General features: G+C 70.2%; 9 protein-coding genes. 6 read left to right on the plus strand and 3 right to left on the minus strand.

Features of this window, described 5'->3' with window-relative positions:
* The first annotated feature begins 185 nt into the window (after positions 1 to 185).
* The 6 genes from SYV04_RS42930 to SYV04_RS42955 all read left to right on the plus strand — a co-directional run bounded on the left by SYV04_RS42930 (position 186) and on the right by SYV04_RS42955 (position 15,909).
* Positions 186 to 5,456 (plus strand): hypothetical protein, encoded by a 5,271-nt coding sequence (locus SYV04_RS42930; protein WP_321551930.1) that lies wholly within the window; start codon positions 186 to 188, stop codon positions 5,454 to 5,456.
* The gene (locus tag SYV04_RS42935) at positions 5,456 to 11,206 is read left to right on the plus strand and encodes an alpha-2-macroglobulin (protein ID WP_321551931.1); all 5,751 of its coding nucleotides are present in this window, start codon (positions 5,456 to 5,458) and stop codon (positions 11,204 to 11,206) included. Before SYV04_RS42930 ends, SYV04_RS42935 begins: the two co-directional genes overlap by 1 nt.
* The gene (locus SYV04_RS42940) at positions 11,196 to 13,601 is read left to right on the plus strand and encodes a penicillin-binding protein 1C (RefSeq protein WP_321551932.1); all 2,406 of its coding nucleotides are present in this window, start codon (positions 11,196 to 11,198) and stop codon (positions 13,599 to 13,601) included. The genes SYV04_RS42935 and SYV04_RS42940 overlap by 11 nt, the downstream gene beginning before the upstream one ends.
* 34 nt (positions 13,602 to 13,635) lie before the next feature.
* Positions 13,636 to 14,271: a TetR/AcrR family transcriptional regulator gene (locus SYV04_RS42945; RefSeq protein WP_321551933.1), complete on the plus strand. Its 636-nt coding sequence runs from the start codon at positions 13,636 to 13,638 to the stop codon at positions 14,269 to 14,271.
* A 136-nt stretch (positions 14,272 to 14,407) separates the two neighbouring features.
* Positions 14,408 to 15,094: a hypothetical protein gene (locus SYV04_RS42950; RefSeq protein ID WP_321551934.1), complete on the plus strand. Its 687-nt coding sequence runs from the start codon at positions 14,408 to 14,410 to the stop codon at positions 15,092 to 15,094.
* Entirely contained in the window at positions 15,091 to 15,909 is an 819-nt protein-coding gene (locus SYV04_RS42955; RefSeq protein ID WP_321551935.1) for a class I SAM-dependent methyltransferase, read from the plus strand. Before SYV04_RS42950 ends, SYV04_RS42955 begins: the two co-directional genes overlap by 4 nt.
* Here SYV04_RS42955 and SYV04_RS42960 read toward each other — a convergent pair.
* The 3 genes from SYV04_RS42960 to SYV04_RS42970 form a co-directional block, all read right to left on the minus strand.
* Complete coding sequence (locus SYV04_RS42960; RefSeq protein ID WP_321551936.1) at positions 15,872 to 16,732, minus strand: P-loop NTPase family protein; 861 nt, start codon at positions 16,730 to 16,732, stop codon at positions 15,872 to 15,874. The genes SYV04_RS42955 and SYV04_RS42960 overlap by 38 nt on opposite strands.
* The gene (locus SYV04_RS42965) at positions 16,729 to 22,203 is read right to left on the minus strand and encodes an Ig-like domain-containing protein (protein WP_321551937.1); all 5,475 of its coding nucleotides are present in this window, start codon (positions 22,201 to 22,203) and stop codon (positions 16,729 to 16,731) included. Before SYV04_RS42965 ends, SYV04_RS42960 begins: the two co-directional genes overlap by 4 nt.
* 137 nt (positions 22,204 to 22,340) lie before the next feature.
* Positions 22,341 to 23,315 (minus strand): NADPH:quinone oxidoreductase family protein, encoded by a 975-nt coding sequence (locus SYV04_RS42970; RefSeq protein WP_321551938.1) that lies wholly within the window; start codon positions 23,313 to 23,315, stop codon positions 22,341 to 22,343.
* Between the last annotated feature and the right edge of the window lie 90 nt (positions 23,316 to 23,405).

Below are 23,405 nucleotides of genomic sequence, written 5' to 3' on the forward strand. Positions count from 1 at the left end.
TCAGGAGCGCCGTTCGTCCAGTGGATGGGGGCTGGGCGGGCGGCTCGAGGAGGCACCCGGACTCGTGGTCAACCAACCACGCTCATCGCGGCAGGGAGGCCACGCTTTGGGCTGTTCCCCCGTGGGGATGAAGTGGCCCAGGGCTTGCTGATAAGGCTCCGCGCAAACCTCGCGCGAAAGCCTCCATGAGCCTGCCGCTGCTGACGCTCCCCCTCCTGTTGGTGCATGCCGCCTCGGTGTCCCCGGCGACCGTTCCCGCCCGTGGGGCGCAGGAGGCGATCCTTTCGCTGGACCGGGCCGGGCGCTACATCGTCAAGGCCCAGAGCCCCGCGGGCACCGCGTGCGATCTCGTGGACCACGTCCGCGGGCCGTTCGCGCACTCGGGCGCGGTAGGCCGCTCCAGCTGCGAGCTGGATCTGCTGCTGGATGCGGGCACCTACAAGCTGCGCCTGAGCTCGAAGTCCAAGGGCACGGGGAAGGTCGCGCTGTCGGTGACTCCTTATGAGGAGCTCAACGCCACGCCGCTGCGCCTGGAGCCCCGGCGCGAGGTGAAGCAGCGCCTGCTGTCGCGCCAGCAGGCCTCGTACTGGTTGAAGATCGACAAGCGCCAGCCGGTGACGCTGCGCATCGCCGGGCGTCACGTGGGGGACGTGCGGCTGTGGCGGACGGGGGAGTGGCTGGAGCCGATCTCCGCGCGGGACACCCAGCCGCGTCCGCGTCCTGGCATGCCCATTCACGAGTGGTGGTTCGAGCCCGTGCTCGAGCCAGGCGTGTACCTGCTCACCGCCTACGGCTCGGGCTCGACGGAGTGGACCCAGACCGACGCGGATGACTCGGGGCTCACCGTGGCGTGGGAATTTCCGATGGCCTCCGAGGACCGGATCGCCTCCGTCACCCTGCCGGAGACGGGGCTCGCCACGCTGGAGTTCCCCGAGGAGGCGGCCGCGTTCTTCCTCTCGCGCGAGGGCGGCTCGAAGACGAGCACGCGGCTGAGTCTGCACCGCATGAGCGCGGAGGGCGCCACCAACCTGTTCTCCTCGGCCGAGGCCACCTGTGAGATCGACGGCAAAGCGCTCGTCCCCGAGTGCCGGGCCGTGCCCTCGGGCAAGAGCCGTCGGGTGGCGCTCATCCGGGGCGAGCCGGGCGCGCGGGTGACGCTGCGCTGGGCGAGGCTCATGACGGATGGGTGGACCGATGGCGTGTACGGCACCGGGGCCGCGATGGTCTTCCAGGCGGCGCGGGACGGTGACCACCTCGTCGCGATCCATGAGACCCCCATCGACCAGGACAGCGCGCCGGTGGGGTGCGCGATGAGCCAGTTCGTCCCCATGTCGGACACCGTCCTGATCGGCCGGGACCTGCTGCAGGTGGGCGACAAGCCGTTCCGCCGCGCGTTCAACTACGACGGCCGGAGCACCATCCTTCAGTTCGAGGTGACTCGCTCCGGGCGCTACACCTTCCAGACGAGCGGCGACCGGAAGAACCGCTGCGAGCTGTTCCGCGTCGACACCAGCAAGTCCGTGCGCCTCACCGAGACGCTGTCCACTGCCGAGACGTGTCGCGTCACGGTCCCTGTCTCGCCCGGCCTGTACGAACTGCGCATCTACGCGGGCACCGAGGGAATCGAGACCGTCACCCTCGCCCAGGAGAATCAGAAGGTCTCCGCCGAGACGCCCACCAAGGTGTCCTGTCTCTTCCCTCGGATGCGCCTGCAGAAGGACACCCGGTATGCCCTGAGCAGCACGCGGGTCACGGACCGCTCCCTGCGCGGGTTGTTCGTCCGCCCGCTGCCGCTCACGCTGAGCGAGCCCCTGCCGCTGCTGCTCGAAGGTGGCGCCACCCTGAAGCTCCCGCTCGAGGCAGGACGACCGGTGGAGGTTCGCAGCCTGGGCGGAGAGCCGCTCCGCTGCACGCTCGGGGGCACGAAGGTGGACGCGAAGGATGGGGTCTGTGCGCTGCCTGGCAGCGCGGGCGAGCTCACGGTCGAGAATCCGGGCGTCTCGGCCCTCTCGCTGTCCATTCGGAGGCCGGCGCCTCCTCCCGCCGCGCCTCCTCCGCTGGTGGCCTGGAACCCCAACCTCGCTCCGCTGCCGGTGCTCGCGCCGGCGCAGCCCGCGTGGTTCGACTTCGAGCGCACCCAGTCCCACGCGCTCACCTTCGACGTGAAGGACGCCGGGCTCTACCACGTGACGACCCAGGGGCTGCTCTCCACCGAGTGCAAGATCCGCACGCCCGTGGTGCAGCAGGTGGGCGCCGCCTCGGGCGGAGGGCGGGGGCGTAACTGCCTCGTCTCCTCGTACCTGCGTCCGGGGCGCTACCTCCTGGATGTGCGCACGGTAGGGCAGAGCCGGGGGCGCGGCGCGGTGGTGCTCGAGCGGCGCTCGGTCAAGTCCGCCGAGGGTGTGAGCGGCGAGGCCGAGGTGTTCTTCCGCGCCGACGCGGGCGAGCTCATCCAACAGAAGCTCCAGGTGCCGAAGCGGGCGGAGTACACGCTGAGCACCGCCGCGCAGAGCGGCGCGCTCCAGTGTCGGCTCGATGATCCCCAGGGCTGGCCGGTGGTGTCCGTTCCCGCGCCTTGCACCAGCACGATGGTGCTGTCGAAGGGCCGCTACCTTTGGACGCAGCTTCCGCTCACGGTGGAGAGCATGCGCCGCACGTCGCTCGAGCGGGTGCGGCCCACCATCACGCTCAAGGGCAACAAGGCACATCCGCTGCGGTTCAACGCCTGGTACCGCGCCGAGCTGGGTAAGGATGGGAAGGACGAGTTCTCGTTCGAGGTCCCCGCGAGGACGGCTGTTTCGTTCGCGCTGACGAACGGGATGCAGGGGCGCCTCTACACGGTGGGCACGGACAATCAGCTCAAGCCCGTCGAGACGCTGGAGGCAATGACTCCGGAGCTGACCACCCCGCAGGGGCGCGCCGTGCCCCGGAGGCGCGCATATGTGCCTCCTCCCGAGCCGTCCAACGAGGAAGGGGAGGGCGAGTATGAGGAAGGTTCCGAAGAGTCGCCGCCCGAGTCCTCTTATGAGGAGGGTTCGGAGGAGGAAGCCACGGCCACCTCCGCGCCGCTTCCGGAGACGGATGCGTCGGCACCGCTGGGCCGAGCGTTGACGCTGGAGCCGGGCCGCTACCGGCTGGTCGCCGAGCACAGCCGTGGCGATGTGTCGATTACGTACGCGGTCTATCTGCGGGTCGACACGCTGGTTCCCGGCGTCTCCCGCACGCTGAACGCGCCCGATCGCGTCCCGCTGCGCCTGCCGGCGGAGGGCACACTGCGCCTCTCCACTCAGGGGGATACGGACGTGCGCTGCCGCATCTTCGATGCCGAGGGCAACCTGGTCGTGGAGAACGCCGACCGTGGAGCGGACTGGAACTGCGCCATCGCCGAGCCGTTCGCGGCGGGCGACTACACGCTGGTGCTGGAGAGCCAGACGCAGCAGCCCGGTCCGACGCGTGTCTCGGTCGCGGTGGCGAAGGTGACGGATGCCGGCACCCTCGCGGACAAGGCGACGCTCAAGCTGGATGCCGGAGTGCAGCGCGCCACGCTGCCGCCGTTGGAGGGCAACGCGGTTCAGGAGGTCGTCCTGCGCGGCAAGACGCCCATCGCCTGCGCGCTCGAGGATGACAAGGGCGCGGTGGTGACGCGGCAACTCGACACGCGGGAGTGTGTCCTGCTCGTCCGCCCAGGAGGCGCGACGTGGCGGGTGCGGGTGTGGACGCTCTCCAGCGGCGCTCAGGTCACGGCCAGCCTGGGGACTCGCCCGGTGGCGCCCCTCTCGGGCGGGAGCATCCCAGCGGGAGCGGCGGTGCTGGCGAAGCTCGCGCAGCCGGGCCGATATCAGACGGGGGCAGGGGTGTACTGCCTGCCAGCGACGGGAAGGGGGCCGCTCAAGAGCTGCGCGGGCGAGGCCTCGCTGGAGGCCGGGGAGTGGATCTTCAGCGGCGTGGGAGCCCAGGAGACCTCCCTGAAGCTCGCCGAGGTCGTCGACGCAATCGACAGCCCGAAGACGGAGCGCCTGCGGCTCACCCGGGACATCTCGCTGCTGCGACAGTCCACCCGGGAGTCGTCTCTCCACCTCTTTCAGGCCAGCGTGCAGGTAGGGGACCGGAGCAATCCCGCCTGTTCGCTCGTCGGTGGGACGGCTCGGCAGGACGACTTCATGTGCGTGGCTGCGACCGGTCCCACGCAGCAGTCGCTCGCGCGGTGGTGGACACCCGCTTTCAGCCCGAGTGACGCCTCCGTCTCTCGGCTCTCGGTGCCGGTACCCTCGGTCTCGACGCCGCTGCAGCCAGGGTTGCAGAACCTTGCCTGGTCACAAGGGCCCACGGTGCAGCTGCGCATGCCCGCCTCGGCCTCTCGCGTGCAGCTCTCCCTGCCGAAGAACGCCTGGGCGGTGCTGGTGGACGAGCAGGGCACGGCGGTGGATCTGTGCGCGCCCGCTTCGGCACTGACGGCGTGTGTGCTCACCGGCAAGGGCGGCTCGATCTTCCTGCACTCTCCCGAGGAGGCCCGGGCGCAGGCGGAGGTGATCGCCATCGATCTGGCGCAGAGGCGCATCAACCTCGGCCAGTTGTACGAGGCGGTGACCCCCGCGCCAGCGCGGCAGCCGATCGCCTTCGGGGCGCAGCCGACACCCCGGCAGCTGGCCGTCTCCGGCGCGCTGCGGTGCGTGACGACGCTCGATGACGGCTCGCGGCTGGAGGGCTGCGATGCCAAGGTGCCCGCGGGACGTTCCGGCGAGCTGATGCTGGACCTGGACGCGGGAGGCGTGCGCGCTGTGCTCGCGCCGGCTCCGGAGCTGCGCAGCGCCGCGCTGGGAAGTCTGCTCACCCAGGCGGGCACGGAGCTGCCAGCGGCCAAGGCCGTGAAGCTGGCGGGCCCCCACGTGGAGCGCTCCTTCACGCTCGCGTCCGAGGCGCTGGTGCATGTGCGCTCAAGCTCGGGGGTGTGCGGCATCGTCCGGGACGGCGCAGTGCTCCGGGTGCGGGGCGATGACAAGGGCTGCGCGATCGACGAGGTGCTCCCGCCCGGCGGCTACCGGCTCGTCGTGCGAGGCTTCGCCGACCGTCCGCTCTCCGGCACCGTCCACTGGACGCAGGAGCCCGTGAAGGAGCTGAAGGAGGGCGTGGCGAGCGAAGAGAGCTGGATCGCTCCCACGCAGACGCGATTCTTCCGCTTCGCCACCCAGTCTCCGGGCCGCATCGGCCTGGGGCTCCAGGTGCCGGCGGAGCTCCTCGAATGCACGGTGCTCGACGCCGCGCAGCGAGCGCTGGGCCAGGGCTGCCAGCAGTTCCTCCAGCTCGACAAGGGCAGCTACCTGCTCGCCATCCACGCGCCCGCCAACGCGCGTCCTCTCAAATTCAAGCCCGTCCTCGTGGGGCTCGCCGGCGCCAAGGCCGACGTCCCCGAGGAATACCTGCGCGACTTCTTCCAGCGGATTGGAGTGAACCCGTGATGTCCGTCTCCCCCAGCGCGGCCGCGCTCCTCGCACTGCTCGCGGTGCTCCCCGCCGCGGCCCAGGACTACCGCCCCGCCGATGAGAGCCAGCGCCCCCAGGGCGGCCAGGCGCGGATCCTCCCCGAGCAGTTCCTGCGCGGGTTCGATCCCGTCACCGTGTACTTCTCCGACAACGTGGGCCCCGGCAAGCGGGCCGCGGATGACGGCGCGAAGCTGCTGAAGCTCACGCCCTCCTGGCCCGGCCAGTACTTCTGGGCGGACAAGAAGACGCTCCAATTCCGTCCCGCCGAGCCGTGGCCTCCGCTGCAGCGCTTCGCCTTCGAGGCGCGAGACACGCGCAAGGTGCTGGCGACGATGATGTCGGCGCCCTCCGCCATGGCGCCCTACGCGGACAGCACGGACCTGCGGCCCTTCCGCACGCTGACCCTCACCTTCCCGCAGCCGCTGCCCCTCGCCGCGCTCAAGCAGATGCTGACGCTGGAGATTCGCGAGCTGCCGGGCCTCGCCGACTCGCCCACCCGCGTGGTGAAGGACTTCACGCTCTCCCAGCTCCCGCGAGAGAGCCAGCGCAGCCCGGCCGTCTACGCCATCACCCTCGATGAGGATGTGCCCGAGGGCCGGCAGCTCCGCGTCACCGTGAGCCTGGCCCTGGGCGAGGAGGACAAGGTGCTCTGGACGGGCAGGCTGTCCACCCGGCCCTCCTTCCACCTCCAGTCCATCCAGTGCGGCTCTTCGAGCTTCGGGCTGGTGGGCGGAGCCTCCGTGCCCAAGGACATGGCCCTCTCGTGCGGCAACCAGGGGGACCTGCCGCAGCTCGTCTTCTCCGCCAACGTGCAGGACCTGACGCTCACCGCGCTCAAGAAGCTGGTGCGCCTGGAGCCCGCCGTTCCGGACCTCCACTTCCAGAGCTACGGCAGCCGCGTCTCGCTGCGCGGTCGCTTCGTCCCCGACACGCTCTACCGGCTGCAGATCGCCGCCGCGCCCATTCAGGACGACAGCGGCCGGTCGCTGCGGGATCCAGGCAACGCGCAGGTGTTCTTCCACCTGGGTTGGAAGACGGCGTTCCTGCGCTGGAGCCAGGCCAACGCCCTGGTCGAGGCGAAGGGCCCTCGAATGTTGCCGCTGCAGGGCTACGGCGACGCGCGGGCGGACGTGCGCATCTATCGGATCGATCCGCTCCACGAGGGCATCTGGCCGTTCCCGGAGCGCCCGGTGGTCATCAATGAGGAGAGCGCGCCGCCCTTCCCGGGCGAGGAGCCCGCGACGCCAGAGAACACCGCCGGCTACATCGGCCCGGAGCAGCTCAAGGCCCATATCCGGCTGCTGGGCTCTCCGCTGGTCTCGCGGGTGGTCGAGCTGCCGCTGGCGAACAAGAGCGGCACCACCAGCTTTGGCCTCGATCTGGGGCCTCTGCTCGATGAGGTGGTGGGCCGCCAGCGTCCGGGCACGTACCTCGTCGGCTTGCGCCGCCTGACCGGTGCGCCCGAGCGCTCCTATGTCCGCGTGCAGGTGACGAACCTCTCGCTCACGGCGGTGGAGGAGCGGGACCGCGCGGTCTTCTTTGTCCGCACCCTGGATGAGGCAAAGGAGGTTCGCGGCGCGAGGATCCTCCTGGAGGGACAGCGCCGGGTGCCGGATCCAGCGCGCCCGGGACAGACGAAGAACGTTCCGTTCTCGCTGCCGCTCACCACGGATGACGCGGGCCGTGCTTCGCTCGGGCCCCAGGCGGACTGGCAGAGCCTCAAGCGCATCTCCGTGCAGAGCGGAGATGACCTCCTCGTGCTGGACCCGCGCAGCCCTCCGGCCACCTTCGCCCGGAACCACTGGTCGCCCTCCTCGGGGTTCCTCGAGTGGATCGGCCAGCAGATCCCGCCTCCCCGGAACGATGCGCTCCTCGGGTTCATCTTCACCGAGCGGCCCATCTACAAGCCCGGCGAGAAGGTCTTCATCAAGGGCTACGTGCGGCGGAAGACAGGCGGCGAGCTGCAGCTCGCGGGTGGCGCGGACACCTATGAGCTTCGGGTGGAAGGCCCGGGCGATCAGCGCTGGCCGACGGCGGCCACATTCACCGCACTCGGTGGCTTCTCGGCGGAGTTCACCGAGAAGGACGTGCCCACGGGAGAGTTCCACGCCGTCCTCCGCGAGAAGAAGACGGGGCAGGAGGTTGCCCGGCGCAAGTTCATGATCGAGGCGTACCGCGTCCCCCAGTTCGAGGTGCAGCTGTCGGGCCCCAACACCGCGCGGCTGGATGCGCCCTTCAAGGTCAAGGCGGTGGCCCGCTACTACGCCGGAGGCAACGTCGCCGGGCAGCCCATCGCGTGGACCGTGACGCGCCGGCCCCACTACTACGTGCCCAAGGGCCGCGAGGGGTTCCTCTTCGCCTCGAGCACGCAGTTCGCCCGCGAGGGCCAGAGCCGCGCGCCCGATGTCATCCGCCGCAACGTGGAGCTGGATGACAGCGGAGCCGATGAGCTCCAGGTGAACCCCGCGCTGGACCTCGACGGCAGCGCGCGCGTCTACCGCTTCGAGGCGACGGTGACGGGCGCCGACAATCAGCCGGTCTCGGCTGTCACCGAGGTGAAGGCACTGCCGCCCTTCACGCTGGGGATGAAGCTGCCCCGGTACTCGGACAAGCCCTTCGAGCTGAAGCCGGAGATCCTCGCCATCGGCGTGGATGACAAGCCGGTCAAGGGCCAGGACGTGACGGTGCGGCTGTTCCGGCGGGTCTGGCACAGCCAGCTTCGCGAGACGCACTTCGCCACCGGCGACGCGAAGTACGTCACCGAGCAGGAGGACATCAAGCTGAGCGAGCAGGTGGTGGCCACCGACACGCAGCCGGTGGGGCCCACCCTGACGCTCAAGGAGGCCGGCGTGTACGTCGTGGAGCTCATCGCCCGCGACAAGCTGGGGCGCGTGCAGACGCTCTTCGCCGACCTCTATGTGGGTGGCCAGACGCCGGTCGCCTGGAAGAAGCCGCGCCAGGGCGTCTTCGAGCTCGCCACCGACAAGCCGAAGTACCGGCCCGGGGACACGGCGCGCATCATTATCCAGAGCCCGTTCCAGCAGGGGCGCGCGCTGGTGGTCGTCGAGGAGCCGGGTGGCAACACGTACACCTGGCGCGAGGTCTCCGGCGGCAAGGCGGTGTACGAGCTGCCCATCAAGGCCAACCACACCCCGAACATCGCCGTACACGTGGCGCTCATGCGCGGCCGGCTGGGGGAGGGGAAGACGGAGGATGCGCGCTATCGGCCGCAGACGCTCGGCGCCTCGATCGACATCGAGGTGGAGCCTTCCCGCAACGAGGTGAAGGTGGAGCTGAAGCACCCGGAGGTGGCTCGGCCGGGGACGAAGATTCCGGTGGAGGTCTTCTTGAAGGACGACCGAGGCGCGCCGCTCTCGGGCGAGGTGACGCTGTGGCTGGTGGACGAGGCGGTGCTGTCGCTCGCGTCGGAAGGGCCGCTGGATCCGCTCAGTGCCTTCATCACCCGCAACGCGCGCGGCACCACGGTGCGCGACACGCGCAACAGCCTGATCGGCAAGTTGTTCGATCAGGAGGATCCGGGCGGTGACGGCGCCGAAGAGGAGGAGGCCAACGCGACGGGCAGCAAGCGCGTGGTGCGGAAGAACTTCCAGACGGTGCCCTACTACCAGGCGACCTTGCAGGTCCCCGCGTCCGGCAAGCTGACGGTGGAGGTGCCGCTGTCGGATGACCTGACCAACTTCCGCGTGCGCGCGGTGGCTGCCTCGGGCAGCCAGCGGTTCGGTTTCAAGCAGCAGACGCTCAAGGTGCGGCTGCCGGTGCTGGTGCAGCCGCAGTTGCCGCGCTTCGTCCGGCAGGGCGATCGGTTCTGGGGCGGCGCCGTGGGCCGGGTCGTCGAGGGCAGCGGTGGGGCGGGCGCGGTGAGCATGCAGCTCTCCGGCCCCGTGGAGGCCCGGCCGTTCAACCAGGCCGTGGAGCTGCAGCTCAACCGGGCCATGTCGTTCGTCACCCCTATCCAGGTGAAGGACGCGGACGTGTCGAAGCCGCAGTCGCTCACCGTGCGCGTGGACGTGGAGCGCAAGTCCGACAAGGCGGGGGACGCGTTCGAGGTGCAGTTGCCCGTGCTCCCGGACCGGCTGCCGGAGCAGTTCGCCTATTTCGACACGCTGAAGGCTGGGAAGGCCACGCTGAAGCCCATTCCCGAGCCGGCTCGTCCGGGGACGGTCTCCCAGCAGGTGCTCGCCACGTCCGTGCCCGGCGTGCTCGAGGTGTTCGCGGGCGTGGAGTACCTCGCGGCGTACCCGCACGGCTGCCTGGAGCAGAAGTTGTCCAAGCTCTACCCCGACGTGGAGCAGGGCGTGGTGTTCCGGCGGATCGGGCTGGAGACCGCCTTCGCGAAGCAGCTCGGCCTCTATGTGAAGCGTATTCAGGAGGAGATGGTCACCTACCAGGACCCGAGCGGACTGTTCGCGTTCTGGCCTGGCGGTCCGGGCGATGTGCAGGTGACCGCGCTGGCGGTGGAGTTCCTCAACGCCGCCGCGCGCGCGGGCTTCCCCGTGGATACCAAGATGCAGGAGCGTGCCTCCGAGGCCCTCAAGCGCGTGCTGCGCAGTGACTACGGTGGGCTGAACCCGGACTGGCGCTTCAACCAGCGGGTCGTCGCGCTCCGGGCGCTCTCGCACTCCGGCTTGTTGGACGAGCACTACCTGGTCGACCTGTTCCACCAGCGCGAGCGCATGGACTCGATGGCGCTGGCGGACCTCGCCTCCACCATGTCGATCGAGCCGAAGACCTATCGCACCAACCTCGACTCGCTGAAGGGCGAGCTGTGGGACCGGGTGATCGTCAAGCTGCGCAGCGGCAAGCAGGTGTTCGAGGGCGTCAAGGAGGGGCGCTCCTCCTGGAGCTACGGCTTCCTGTCCTCTCAGCCGGCGATGATCGCCGCGGTCTTCGAGGCGCTGCTGCGACTGGATCCGGCCGATCCCCGGCACGACCTGATGCGCGACGCGCTCCTGGCCCAGGCGAACCCCGTGCAGGGCTTCCAGAGCACCTATGAGAACCGGCGGGCCATTGGCGCGCTGGCCCTCTATCTGGACCGCGCCAAGCCCAATGTGCCGAACTCCGCCCTGGCGCTCTCGGTCGGAAAGACGCTCACCGTGAACAGCGAGACCAAGACGGCCCGGACCTCGTTCGCCTCGGACAAGCCCCTGGAGGCCACCGTCACCGGCGGTCCCGTGGGCGTGCGAGTCGCCTACCAGTACGTGCCCGCCACCCCGGGCGACAAGGTGACGTCACTGCAGCGCGGCTTCCTCGTCTCCCGGAGCGCGACCCACCTGCACGCGGATGGCTCGGATGAGACGCGCTTCCAGGACAAGGCCGGCGAGACGCAGGCCCTCAAGGTGGGCGACATCCTGGAGATCCATGCCCAGCTCGTGAGCGATCAGGCTCGCAACCACGTGGCCTTCGTCGTCCCGTTCGCCGCGGGCCTCGAGCCGCTCAACCCCGCGCTGGAGAACGCCAGCTCGGAGGCGAAGCCCTCTCAGGCGGACTCCATCACTCCCGCGTACGTGCAGCGGCTGGACAACGAGGTCCGCTACTACTTCCTGCAGTTGCCGCAGGGCACCCATACCTTCCACTTCCGCGTGCGCGCGGCCACCGAGGGCTCGTTCGTACACCCCGCGCCCTATGCCGAGCAGATGTACCGGCAGGACGTGCGCGGTCGCGGCGAGGGCCTGCGCATCGTGGTGAAGGGAGAGCATGAGCAATAGGCCGACATGGGCGGACCTGCGCCGCTTCCTGGGCCCGCGGCTCCGCTCCCGGCGGACGTGGGCGGCGCTCGCGGTGCTGTCGCTCGTCGCCCTGGGGCTGTACGTCCGTGGCCTGAACGACACGCTCCGGGTCTATGAGCCCTCGCGGCTCGTACTCGATCGCCGGGGCCGCTACCTCGGCGAGGTTCCCGGCGGGGGAGGGGAACTGGGGTACTGGCCCTTGTCCTACGTGATGCCCGAGCGCGTGGTGGAGGCGACGCTCGTGACGGAGGACCGGCACTTCCACGAGCACCCGGGCGTGTACCTGCCGTCCGTCGGGCGCGCGGTGGTGCAGAACGTGCGCAATGGCCGCGTCATCTCGGGCGCCTCCACGATCGCCATGCAGGTGGCGCGGATGCATGGGCAGGGCGACCGCACGCTGGCCCGCAAGGTCTCCGAGGCACTGGAGGCGCTGTTGCTCATCCACGCGCACGGGCACGAGAAGGTGCTTCGCCAATACCTGACGATCGCGCCGTACGGGAACAGGGCGCACGGTGTGGTCCGCGCCGCGCGGCTGTACTTCGACAAGCCCGTGGAGGATCTCTCGTGGGCGCAGGCGGCCTTCCTCGCGGGGCTGCCGCAGATGCCCGGCCGCATGAACCCGTACACCCCGGATGGGCTGAAGCGAGCGATGAAGCGCAGCCACCGGATCCTCCGGGCGCTTCACCAGAAGGGCGCGCTGTCCTCGGTGGAGCTGGAGCAGGCGCTCACCGCGGATCTGGGGCTCGTGCCCCGGCCGCACCGCCAGCCCGAGGCGCTGCATGCCGTGCTCGAGTGGAGCGCCCAGGCGAAGCGCCGTGACAGCCCCATCTCCATGGCGACGCTGGATCTCGACATCCAGGCCCGGGCCGCGGCCATCCTCGAGGACAACCTGGAGCGGATCGAGGACGCGGGCGCGGGCAATAGCTCCGCGCTGGTGGTGGACACGACCACGGGCGACATCCTCGCGTGGGTCGGCTCGCGGGACTTCTTCTCCGAGGAGCATAAGGGGGCGATCGACTTCGTGCGCACGCGGCGATCTCCTGGCTCGGCGCTCAAGCCCTTCCTCTTCGCGCTCGGGCTGGAGAAGGGCACATTCACCGCCGCCTCCGAGCTGCCGGACACGCCGATGGATGTGCGGACCGACGCCGACGGCGCCTATCTGCCCGAGAACATCAACCACACCTTCATGGGGCCCATGCTCCTGCGGGAGGCGCTGGGCAACTCGCGCAACATCCCCGCGCTGCGGGTGCTCTCCGAGGTCGGGGTCGAGCCCGCGCTGCGCTTCTTCGAGGGCGCTGGTGTCGAGGGCATTGGCTGGGATCCGAACCGCTACGGCCTGGGGCTCGCGATCGGAAACCTGCCGGTCACCCTGGAGGAGCTGGCGAGGCTGTATGGCGTCCTCGCGCGCGAGGGCGAGAGCCTCCCCCTGCGTCGCTTCGTGGATGAGCCACGCGTTCCGGCACGGCGGCTGCTCAACCGCGAGGCCGCGCAGCTCGTTCGGCACATGCTCGCCGACCCGCTGGCGCGCCGGCCGATGTTCCCGGTCGGTGGGCCGCTCGACTTTCCCTACGCCGTCGCCGTGAAGACGGGCACGAGCCAGGGCTATCGCGACGCGTGGACGGTGGCGTTCAGCGACCGGCTGCTCGTCGCGGTCTGGGTCGGCAACCACGACTGGCGGCGGATGAGCGGCGTGGGTGGGGCGAATGGCCCGGCCGCCGCGGCACACCGCATCATGGATGCGGTGATGGCGGACCATCGACCGTGGCAGCCGATCCTCGACGCGTTCCCTCCGCTCGACCGCGCGGTGGCGGTGGAGGTCTGCCCGCTCTCGGGGCGGCTCGCGAGCGCGGACTGTCCCCACCGCAAGAGCGAGTGGTTCCACCCTGGCAGCGCGCCCACCGAGCCCTGTCCGTTCCACGCCCGGGTGAAGCTGGATCGGCGCAATGGGCTGCGCGCTGGCCCTCGGTGCCCCGGCTCCGAGGTCGTCACTCGGGTCATGCTGGACCTGCCGGACGTCTACGCGCAGTGGGCCAAGGGACAGCACCTCGACATCGCGCCCCGGCAGGAGAGCCCCTTGTGCCCGAGCGACGCGGAGACGGCCGAGCCGAAGGTCGTCATCCGCGAGCCCCGGGGCACGGTGCGGCTGCTGTTCGACCCGGACACTCCGGCCGCGGCTTCCACGCTGCGCCTGGCGGCGGAGGTGTCGCCGAGCTCCGAGGCGATCGTCTGGCTCGTGGACGGAGTGCCCGTGGCGACCGTGTCCTATCCGCACGAGTACCGCTGGCCGGTGACTCCAGGCAGGCACGTCATCACCGCCGCGATGGCGAGACGTTCCGAAGTGAGCCGTCCGTTGACCGTGGTGGTAGAGGACTGACCCGTCCACTGGGGCCCTGTGGTACTCAGCGTGAATGGCCGGCAGAAAAGGTCAGGTCCAGAAGCGGGGAGTCGAGCGGCGGCGAGCCATCATCGACGCCGCGATTCGACTCTTTTCCCAGTACGGGTTTCGCGGCACGGGTTTCGCGGCCATCGCCGAGCAGGCGGGAGTGACGCCCTCCACCGTGGTGCATCACTTCGCCACCAAGGAGATCCTGCTGCAAGCGGTCATCGAGGAGAACGACGCGCGGGTCGTCGCCCGGCTCGCCGAGCTCGGCAAGAACCAGACGGGGGTGCTCAGGGCGCTCGAGGCCATGGTGCATGACGCGCGGATGAGCGTGGAGGACCCCACCGTGGCCTCGCTCTACATCGTGATCGAGACCGAGAACCTCTCCCAGGACTCCGAGGTCCGCGCATTCTTCCTGCGCCGGAGCCGGATGATCCGTAAGCACCTCGCCGAGCTCCTTCGGGAGGGGATTCGCACCGGCGAGGTTCGCGCCGGGGTGGATGCCGACGCGAAGGCGCGCGAGATACACGCGTTCGTGGAGGGCGCCCACCTGCAGTGGCTGCTCGATCCCGAGGAGATCGATCTCGTCGCCCTGTACCGCTCCTATGTGGACAGTCTGATCCCTCAACTGGCGGCGGAGTGGCCCGGGAGGAAGAAGCCCTAGCTGCGAGCCTGCGTGTGCGTGAGGAGCGCCCGAGCGGTGCAGGCTGTTACCTGTCGAGCTTCCTGGGATGGGTTGCCTGTTCGCTACCTTGGCGGCTATTTCGGGCCCTGCCACGATGCCCGCGGAGGACAGGTCCATGCCCACGGCTTCAGAGTCTCCCGGCGCCTCTTCCCAGATGCATGGCAGCACGGCGGACCTGGCAGGGCTCATCCAGGACCTGTCCGCCCAGGCGTTCCATCGAGTCGTGGGCGCGGTGTGGACCGATGGGCGGCTCTCCAGCGCGACGCTTCCGGCCGTCCCCTTGCTGGTGGGTGCGCTTCAGGCGCCGGAGCCCTTGAAGGTCGCCCGGGCCGCGTTGCTGCTAGGCGTGCTGGCGGAGACCTCCGCCGAAAAGCAGGAGGTGCGGGAGGCGCTACGCCGCGCGATTCCCTCGGCGCTGGCCGCGGCGCGGCGGTGCGTACACAGCCCTCCGGCGCGGCTCTCGTTGGTGTTCTTGCTCGCGCACTTTCCCGAGGACCGCGAGCAGGTGCTTGGCGGGGTTGACCCGGGATGGTTCGGCCCGGAGGACTTCTCTCGGCTGGAGCGGTGCCTGCGCTCGCCGGACTTCGCCGACCCGGGCCTCGTGGACATCATCTGCCGTGGCTGGCCCTCGCCCGCCTTCTGGAAGGTGACCGAGGAGGAGGCCGCGACCGATCGGCGGTGGCGCCGCACGCTGGATCTCTCCACCGAGCAGGTCGCCACCTACTGGAGAGAGGAGACCGTGGCGCTGCTGGCGCTGCTCGGCGCCCAGGCGGAGTTCGCCATCGAGGAGGGCCGCCCATGAGCGCCGAGCGGCTCCGAGGCCAGCAGGGGGCGTTGGCGTGCCCCGAGTGCCACCGTCCGCTCACGCAGAGCCCCGAGGGCTTCGCCTGTGGCCCGTGTGGCGCGAGCTATCCGTGGCGCGACGGGTATGTCGACTTCGCGCCCCAGGTCACCATGAAGAAGTTCGGCCTGGGGCCCCTCTACATGCAGGATCCGCTGCACATCACCCGGTACGAGGACCACACCCGGGGCGTGTTCGTGAACCTGATGGGCACGAACTGGGGCGGGGCGCTGAGCAAGGCGGATGAGGACGCCTACATCCAGCGGCAGCTGAAGCCCTCGGAGGGTCCCGTGCTGGACCTCGCCTGCGGCGCCGGCCGGTGGACGCGTGCCGTGGTGGAGCGGGTGGGGATGAACCGGGTCATTGGCGTCGACCTGAGCGTGGCGATGCTTCGCGCGATCCGGGAGGCCCTCCCGGAGCTGGCCACCGTGCGGGCCAACGCCCAGAAGCTGCCCTTCGGGACGGGCCAGGTCGGCGCGGTGAACTGCTCCAACGCGCTCCAGCTCTTTCCCGACCCGGCCGCGGTCTTCCGCGAGGTGGCCCGGTGCCTGTGCCCCGGGGGCACCTTCACGGTGCTCACCTTCCGCAAGGCGGAGCGGCCGCTGTACCGGCACTTCCAGCGCCAGCATGAGGCCGCGTTCAACGTGCGCGCCTTCAGCGTCGAGGAGATTCAGGGCTGGCTGGAGGCGGCCGGGTTGAAGCTGGTCGACCTGCACACCCCAGGGACCTTCCTGTTGTTCACCGCTTCTTCTTCTTCTTCGCCTTCGTCTCCGTGACCTTCTGCTCCATGATCTGGGAGAGCTCTTGACCCAGCTTCGTGCTCGCCTGCTCGATGGCGCTCACGTTCGCGTCCATGTTGACCTGCACGTACCAGCGGCCGAGGTCCGACTCGAGGAACTGGGTGTAGGCCCGCACGTCCGCGTCCGGGAGGTCACGGTAGGTGTAGAGCACGATGGCCCGGACGGATTGCCTCAGGGTGGGGCCGATCTGCTCCTGACCCCGGGTGATGACCTCGTCGAGCTTTCCGGGTGGCAGGCGCTTCTCCGGGGGGGCCGCGGCGTTGAACGCGCTCACCACGCTTCGCAGCATCACGCTGACCATGCGCCGGTTGAACTCCATGACGCGGCTCGCCTCCTGGAGTCGCTCGAGGATCGCCTGGCGCGCGGCGGGTGGAGGTTTGCTCTGGATCTGCTGGGCGTATTTTCGCAGCGCCGGGCGCTCCTTGACGGAGAGCGCGCGGACCTCCAGCTCGACGGCCTTGCGAGCCAGGGGCGTCCGCAGCCACTCCAGCACCGCCGCGCTCTTCTTGGCATCATAGGCGCCCCGGTGGTGCGCGAAGAGGGCCTGGTAGAGCGGCTCGGTCTGGAACACCCGCTGCATGCTGGCCTGGAACTGCTTTTGCTCCTTGGGCTTGAGCTGGCCGCGCGCATCGCCGATCTCCGACTGGCTGTTGGCCACCAGCTGTTCGATCTGCTTGCGCGCCCCTGACAGCTCGAGGATCTCCCGCACGACGGCATCCGGATCCGCCGCGGCCTCCTGCGCGTGGGCGAAGGAGGCGAGCAGGCAGAGACAGGTGGCCGCGAGGAGGCGCATTGTCATGAGAGCGAGCTTCGGCGAGACACGCCGATGAGCGCCAGCAGCAGCAGGCCCATTCCGAGCGCGCCCGAGGCGTCGCTCCCGGCCGAGCCACAGCCGCAGCCCTCGGAGGGCTCCTCGGAGCCGGTGCCGGCGGCGATCTGGAACGCCAGCCGGCTCTCTCCGCCATCGCCGTCGATGACCTTGGTGATGATGGTGGCGAGCCCCTCCTCGGACGGAGTCCATTGGAAGGTGCCGTCCTCGTCCAGCGAGCCTTCTCCGCTGACCAGCACCCACTCGAGCGCATCATTCGTGGCGGCGGCATCCGAGCCCGACAGCTTCACAGTGACCTGCTTGTCCAGGCTTGCCGTCACGCGCTCCTGGGGCAGCGGGACGGGCGGCGCGTTGTGGACGACGAGGGCCCGCGAGGCGGTCCAGCGCACCCCGCTGGCGTTCGAGGCGGTCACCTTCACGGTGAAGCGACCGTTGTCCTTCCAGGCGTACGAGGTGGTGGCCCCCGTGGCGGTGGGGCTGCCATCGCCGAAGTCCCAGGTATAGGTGTGGTCCGCCTCGGGCGCGTCCACGCGGAAGGCGAGCGTGGCGGACTCCTCGCCCACCGCCGCCGGCTGCGAGGGCCCCTGCGCCAGGACGATGGCTTCGGCGCTCCGCACGCGGATGCGCAGCATTGTGGTGGCCTCCTCGGTCGCGGTGGTGGCCTTGAGCTGGACGTCATAGGTGCCCGCCGTGGTGAAGGCGTGGACGGGCAGGTCCTCCTGGCGGGTGGCGCCATCGCCGAAGGTCCACTCGAGCGAGATCGGCGCCCCGGCCTTGTCCACAGCGTTGGCGTAGAAGCGCACCTGCTGGCCCTCCGCCGGGCGGATGACGTCGGCCGCCGCGCTCACGGTGAGCGAGCGCTCGACCACAGTCAGCTGCACGATGGCGGTGGAGGTCGCCCTGCCATCGCCCGCCGAGAAGGTGAAGCGCGTGGTGCCCGTGAAGCCCTCGGGAGGGGTGTAGATGGCGTCCGGCAGGTTGCCGGAGATCCGGCCCTCGTCGGGGGGAGCGGTGACCTTGAAGGTCAGCTCATCCCCGTCCAAGTCGCTGCCGTTGAGGTAGATGGGCGTCGGGCTGCCCGCCGGGACGGTGAGCTCCTGCGCGACGGCGACCGGGCTGTCGTTGACGTTGGTGACCGTGATGGAGACCGTCGCCGCGGAGGACGTGGTCGCTCCGTCGGAGGCGGTGAAGGTGAAGCTGTCCGGCCCCTTGTAGTTGGGCTCGGGCTTGTACGTGAGCGACGGCGGCGTGCCGGTGAGCGAGCCGTGGCTCGGCTGGGAGACGACCGCGAAGGTGAGCGCGTCCCCATCCGGATCGACGCCCGCCAGCGTCACCGTCAGCTGGGAGTCCTCCTGGACCGTGAGCGTGCGGGCGGTGGCCGTGGGCGTGTCGTTCACCGGCGTGAGGGTGATGGAGATGGTGGCTGGAGCGGAGCTGGCCTGCCCATCGAACGCGGTGAAGGTGAAGCTGTCCTGCCCGTGGTAGTTCGCCCCGGGGGTGTACGTGAGCGACGGCGGCGTGCCACTGAGCGTGCCGCGAGTGGGCCGCGAGACGATGTCGAAGGTCAGGCTGTCGCCGTCCACGTCGGAGCCGGTGAGCGTGACCGGAATCGGGGTGTCCTCCTCCACCGTGAAGGACTGTCCCAAGGCCACGGGAGCATCATTCACCGGAGTCACGGTGATGGAGATGGTGCCAGGGGCCGAAGTGGCCTGGCCATCGGAGGCGGTGAAGGTGAAGCTGTCCGGACCGCTGTAGTCGGCCTCGGGCCGGTACGAGAGCGACGGCGGCGTGCCGATGAGCGTGCCGTGCGCGGGCTGCGAGGCGAGGGCGAAGGTGATGCTGTTGCCCTCCGGATCGACGGCCGAGAGCGTGATGCTGACGGGCGAGCCCTCGCTCGTGGTGATGGACTGGGCGGTGGGCACCGGCGCGTCGTTCACCTGGGTGACGGTGATGGAGACGGTGGCGGGAGCGGAGGTGCCCTGGGCATCCGAGGCGGTGAAGGTGAAGCTGTCCGGGCCGATGTAGTTGGGCTCCGGCGTGTACGTGAGCGACGGCGGCGTGCCGGTGAGAGTGCCGTGGCTCGGGGGGGAGGCCACCGCGAACGTCACGGCGTCACCCTCCGCGTCCGTCGCCGTGAGGGTGAGGCTCTTGGGGGTCTCCTCCGGGGTGCTGACGGTCTGGGCCTGGGCGATGGGCGCGTCGTTCACCGCGAGGACGGTGATGGAGACGGTGGCCGGGGCGGAGCTCCCCTGGCCGTCGGAGGCGGTGAAGGTGAAGCTGTCCGGGCCCGAGTAGTTGGCGGCCGGCGTGTACGTGAACTTCGGAGAGGTGCCGGTGAGCGTGCCGTGCGCCGGCTGCGTGGCGATGACGAAGGTGAGCGCATCGCCCTCCGCGTCGCTGCCGGTGAGCTCCAGCACCACGGGCTGGTCCTCATCCGTGGTGGCGCTCTGAGGGTCGGCGGTGGGCAGGGTGTTGTCCACGGTGCTCAGCCGCCGCGCCTTCAGCCGCTGCACGGGATTGCCGAGGGTCGCGTCGGTCGCCTGGTACACGGCGAGCACGCCCTGCGTGCCTCCGGAGGCGAGGGTCACCTGGCTCTCGGCGGCGGGGCTCTCCGAGAGGACGAAACCGTCACCGTCCAGCGCCACGCCCGTGCGGCTGACGCGCCCTCCATAGATGTCCATGCCCGTGCCGTTGCGGCCGTCCTGCCACGCCACGAGGAAGTCCGTGCCGTTGAAGGTGACCGCGGGAAGCTGCTGATGCCCCGAGGCGGCCGACACGGTGATCGGCGTCGCGTCCAGCGGCGTCCCCGCCGTCCGCACCCGCCGCGCGAAGAGGTTCGCGTGGGGCGGCAGCCGGTAGTCCGTCCAGACGACCAGGTAGTTCGTCCCGTCGAAGGCCACGGCCACGTCCGTCTGGGCCTCGCTGCCCGAGGCGAGCTGAACGCCCGTCGCGTCGAGCACCGTGGCCGACCGGTTGACGCGAGCGCCGAAGACATCGGCGGAGACGCCGTTGCGCCAGTCGCTCCAGGCCACGAGGTAGTTCGTCCCATCGAAGGCCAGGGCCGGCGCGACCTGATCGCCCGCCTGCGTGCTGATGCCGAAGTAGAGGACGTCGAGCACGGAGCCCGCGGGGCTCACCCGCGTGCCGAAGATGTTCCGGTCCGCGCTGGTGCCGGCATCGTCCCAGACGACGAGATAGTTCGTCCCGTCGAAGGCCACGGCCGGGTTCTCCTGGGCGTTGGCGCGGAGGCACAGGGGCAGGCCGCTGGCATCCAGCACCGTCCCGGACGGGCTCACCCGGGCGCCATAGATGTCACCGGCGGGCCCGCCGCGCGTGTCCTCCCAGACGACGAGGTAATTAGTGCCATCGAACGCGAGGGCCGGCTTGCGCTGGTGCCCGTTGGCGGTGGAGAGGGCGAGGCCGGAGGCGTCCAGGACGGCGCCGCTGCCGCTCACCCGCACGCCATAGATGTCGAACCCGTTGCCGCGGTTGTCCTGCCAGACGACGAGGTAGTTCGTCCCGTCGAAGGCCACCGCCGGGCTCGTCTCGGTGTTGGCCGAGCGGCTGGCGGTGAAGCCAGCCGGGTCGAGCACCGCGCCCGCCGCGCTCACCCGCGCCCCGACGATGTCGAGCGCTCGGGCATCGTGCCAGGTGATGAGGGCGCTCGTGCCGTTGGAGGCCAGCGCGACCGAGTGCTGGGCGTCAGGGGCCTGGGACACGACGACGCCCGAGGCATCGAGTACGGTGCCCGCGGCGTTCACCCGGGCCACGTACACATCCGACTGGCTCGTGGCCGAGCGCAGGTCCTGCCAGCCGAGCAGGTATTCACTGCCCAGGCGCGTGAGCGCGGGGCGCGACTGGGCCGCCGGCTGCAGGACGAGCGGCAGGCCCGCCGCATCCAAGACGCTCCCGTCCAGTCCGATGCGCGCACCATAGAGGTCGGCGCCGGTGGAGGCGTTTCGGAAGTCCTCCCAGACGACGAGCGCGGTGGTTCCGGCGAACGCCACAGTGGGGTTGCGCTGCGCCTCGGGCGCGGCGCTCACGGAGATGCCGGCCGGCTCGAGCACGGTGCCGTTGGGAGAGATCCGCGTGGCGTAGATGTCCGCCTGGGTGCCCGAGCGCTCGTCCTGCCAGACGGCCACGTAGTTCGTGCCATCGAAGGCCAGCGCGACCTCGCTCTGGTTGCCGGTCGCGTTGGAGAGGGTGAGCGTGCCACCAACAGGCGTGCCCGCGGTGCTCACACGAGCGCCATAAAGGTTGGTGGGGGCGCTGAAGCCGCTCTTCTCCTCCCAGGCGACGAGGTAGTTCGCCCCGTCGAAAGCGACCGCCGGGGTGCTCATCATCAGGCCGAAGGAGATGGAGGTAGCGACCACTGTGCCGTTGGGATCCAGCACCGTGCCATTCGGGCTCACGCGCGCGCCATAGATGTCGGTGCCACTGCCGCGTCGCCCGTCGTTCCAGACCACGAAGTAGTTCGTCCCATCGAAGGCCACCGCCGGGCTCAGTTGCGCGTTCTGCGCGGTGGAGATGGGGATGCCGAAGCCGTCGAGCACGGCGCCGGCCTGGCTCACCCGGGCGCCGTAGAGGTCCACCTCGCCGCCGCGATCATCGGTCCAGACCGCCAGGTAGTCCGTGCCGTTGGAGGCGATGGCGGGCGCGGCCTGCGTGCCACTGCCCGGATCGGTGACGGGCGTGTCCAGCCCGAACTCCGGAGAGATGGCGGGCGCCAGCAGGGTAGGGAAGGAGGAGCCGGACAGCAGCGCGGCCGGGACCTGGAACTCCACCGCGCCCGCCACGAAGCGGGCAGGAAGCTCCGTCCGCTTCCCCGAGGCGTCCGTCCAGGCGGCCTGGCTGTAGCGCACTCCCAGCCCCGTTGCGTCGGCGAAGTGGACACCGCGAGGCGTCTCCCCCACGAAGCGCAGCCCGCGGACGGGGACGCGGATCAGCAGCGCTCCCTCGCCCTGGGGCGCACGGGCGAAGTGCCAGCGCTGCTCGATGCCGCTCTCGCTGTTGTGGAACTCCTCCGTCACCTCGCCCCGCGTTAGCGAGAGCGAGCCATCCTCGCGCACCCCGCCACGTCCGGCGGGAAGCTCGAGCCCGGCGCCGCCACGAGAGAAGCTCGCCGCGCCAAAGGTGACCGGCGTGCCCGTGAGGACGCGCGAGGCGTCCAGGGCGTGGCGCGGAGTGAAGGTGAGCCCCGTCGCGGTGGCACGTGCCGTCCACGCGCTGTGCCCGGCGCTCCAGCCCTCGCCATCGGGCCGGTAGGCAAAGTGGACCCGGCGGACGACCTCGCCCAGATCGAACTTCCCACCCGGAGTGTCCGAAGAGACCCGGGGGGGCCTGGCCTGCGCCGCGGGGGGAGGCGACGGATCACGGCACGCGGTCCCGAGCGCAAGGAGGGTGGAGAGCAGGGCGAAGCGGTTCCGAGGAGTAAGGATCAAAGGAGAGCCTGAGCCGTGTGGGCGGTGGAGCGTTGCCCGGACCATGTCACGGCACAGGGGGGCCACGCACTGTCATCCAGGCAACGTGTCCCGAGGTATGAATCGGACACACCTTGGATGACAGTGCGGGTGTGTCCTCACCCCGCGCGCACGCGCAGGACCACCTTGCCGGTGGCGTGTCGCTGCTCCAACTCGCGCAGCGCCTGCGCGCCCTGCTCCAGCGGATAGACGGGGCCCACCAGCGGCTCGACGATGCCCTGCTCGGCCAGCGCGGCGATCTCCCGGGAGAGGGTGGTCGTGAGCGTCGGGTCGTGCATGAGGAACGCGCCCCACGCCACGCCCACCACGTCGATGTTGCGCAGCAGCAGCCGGTTCGCCGCCACCTCGGGGATGCGACCGCCCGCGAAGCCCACCACCAGCAGCCGGCCCTCGGGCGCCAGGCACTTGAGGCTCCGGTCGAAGATGTCTCCGCCCACCGGATCCATCACCACGTCCGCGCCTCGGCCGTCCGTCTTCTCGCGCACCTGCTGCAGCCAGTCCCCGGTGGACAGGAGCACCTCGTGCGCGCCCGCGCGCCGGGCCACCTCCGCCTTGCGCTCGTCGCTGACCACGGCGAGCACGCGCGCTCCGGCGCCTCGGGCCACCTGGATCGTCGCGGTGCCCACGCCTCCCGCCGCGCCGTGGACCAGCACCACCTCGCCCGCCTTCAGCCGGCCGCGCCGGTGCAGGGCGAAGTGGGCCGTGTGGTAGTTCATCACCGCGCCCGCGGCGGCCTCCATGCTCCAGCGCTCGGGGACGCGGAAGGTCATCTCCGGAGCGACGGCCACCACCTCGGCCATGCCGCCGAACATGGTGAAGGCCATCACCCTGTCTCCCGCGCGCACGGAGGCACTCGCGGGGGCCTTGCGCACCACGCCGGCCACCTCCACACCGGGGATGAAGGGCAGCGGTGGCTTCATCTGGTACTTCCCCTGGGTGAGTAGCAGATCCGGGAAGCTCACCCCCGCGGCGACCACGTCGATGAGCACCTGATCTCCCGCCTCGGGCTCGGGCACCTCCACCAGGGCGAGTCCATCGGGGCCTTCCAGTCTTTGAAGTTGCAGTGCGCGCATGGTGTCCGTTGATCTCCCGGGGCTGATCAGATCCGTTGGGTCGGTTCTGGTCTTCCTCGGCGCCCTGCGTCAAGGCTTCTGCTGGACTCG

Origin of the sequence: Hyalangium ruber (assembly GCF_034259325.1) — a bacterium.
In the GTDB taxonomy this organism is placed as follows: domain Bacteria; phylum Myxococcota; class Myxococcia; order Myxococcales; family Myxococcaceae; genus Hyalangium_A; species Hyalangium_A rubrum.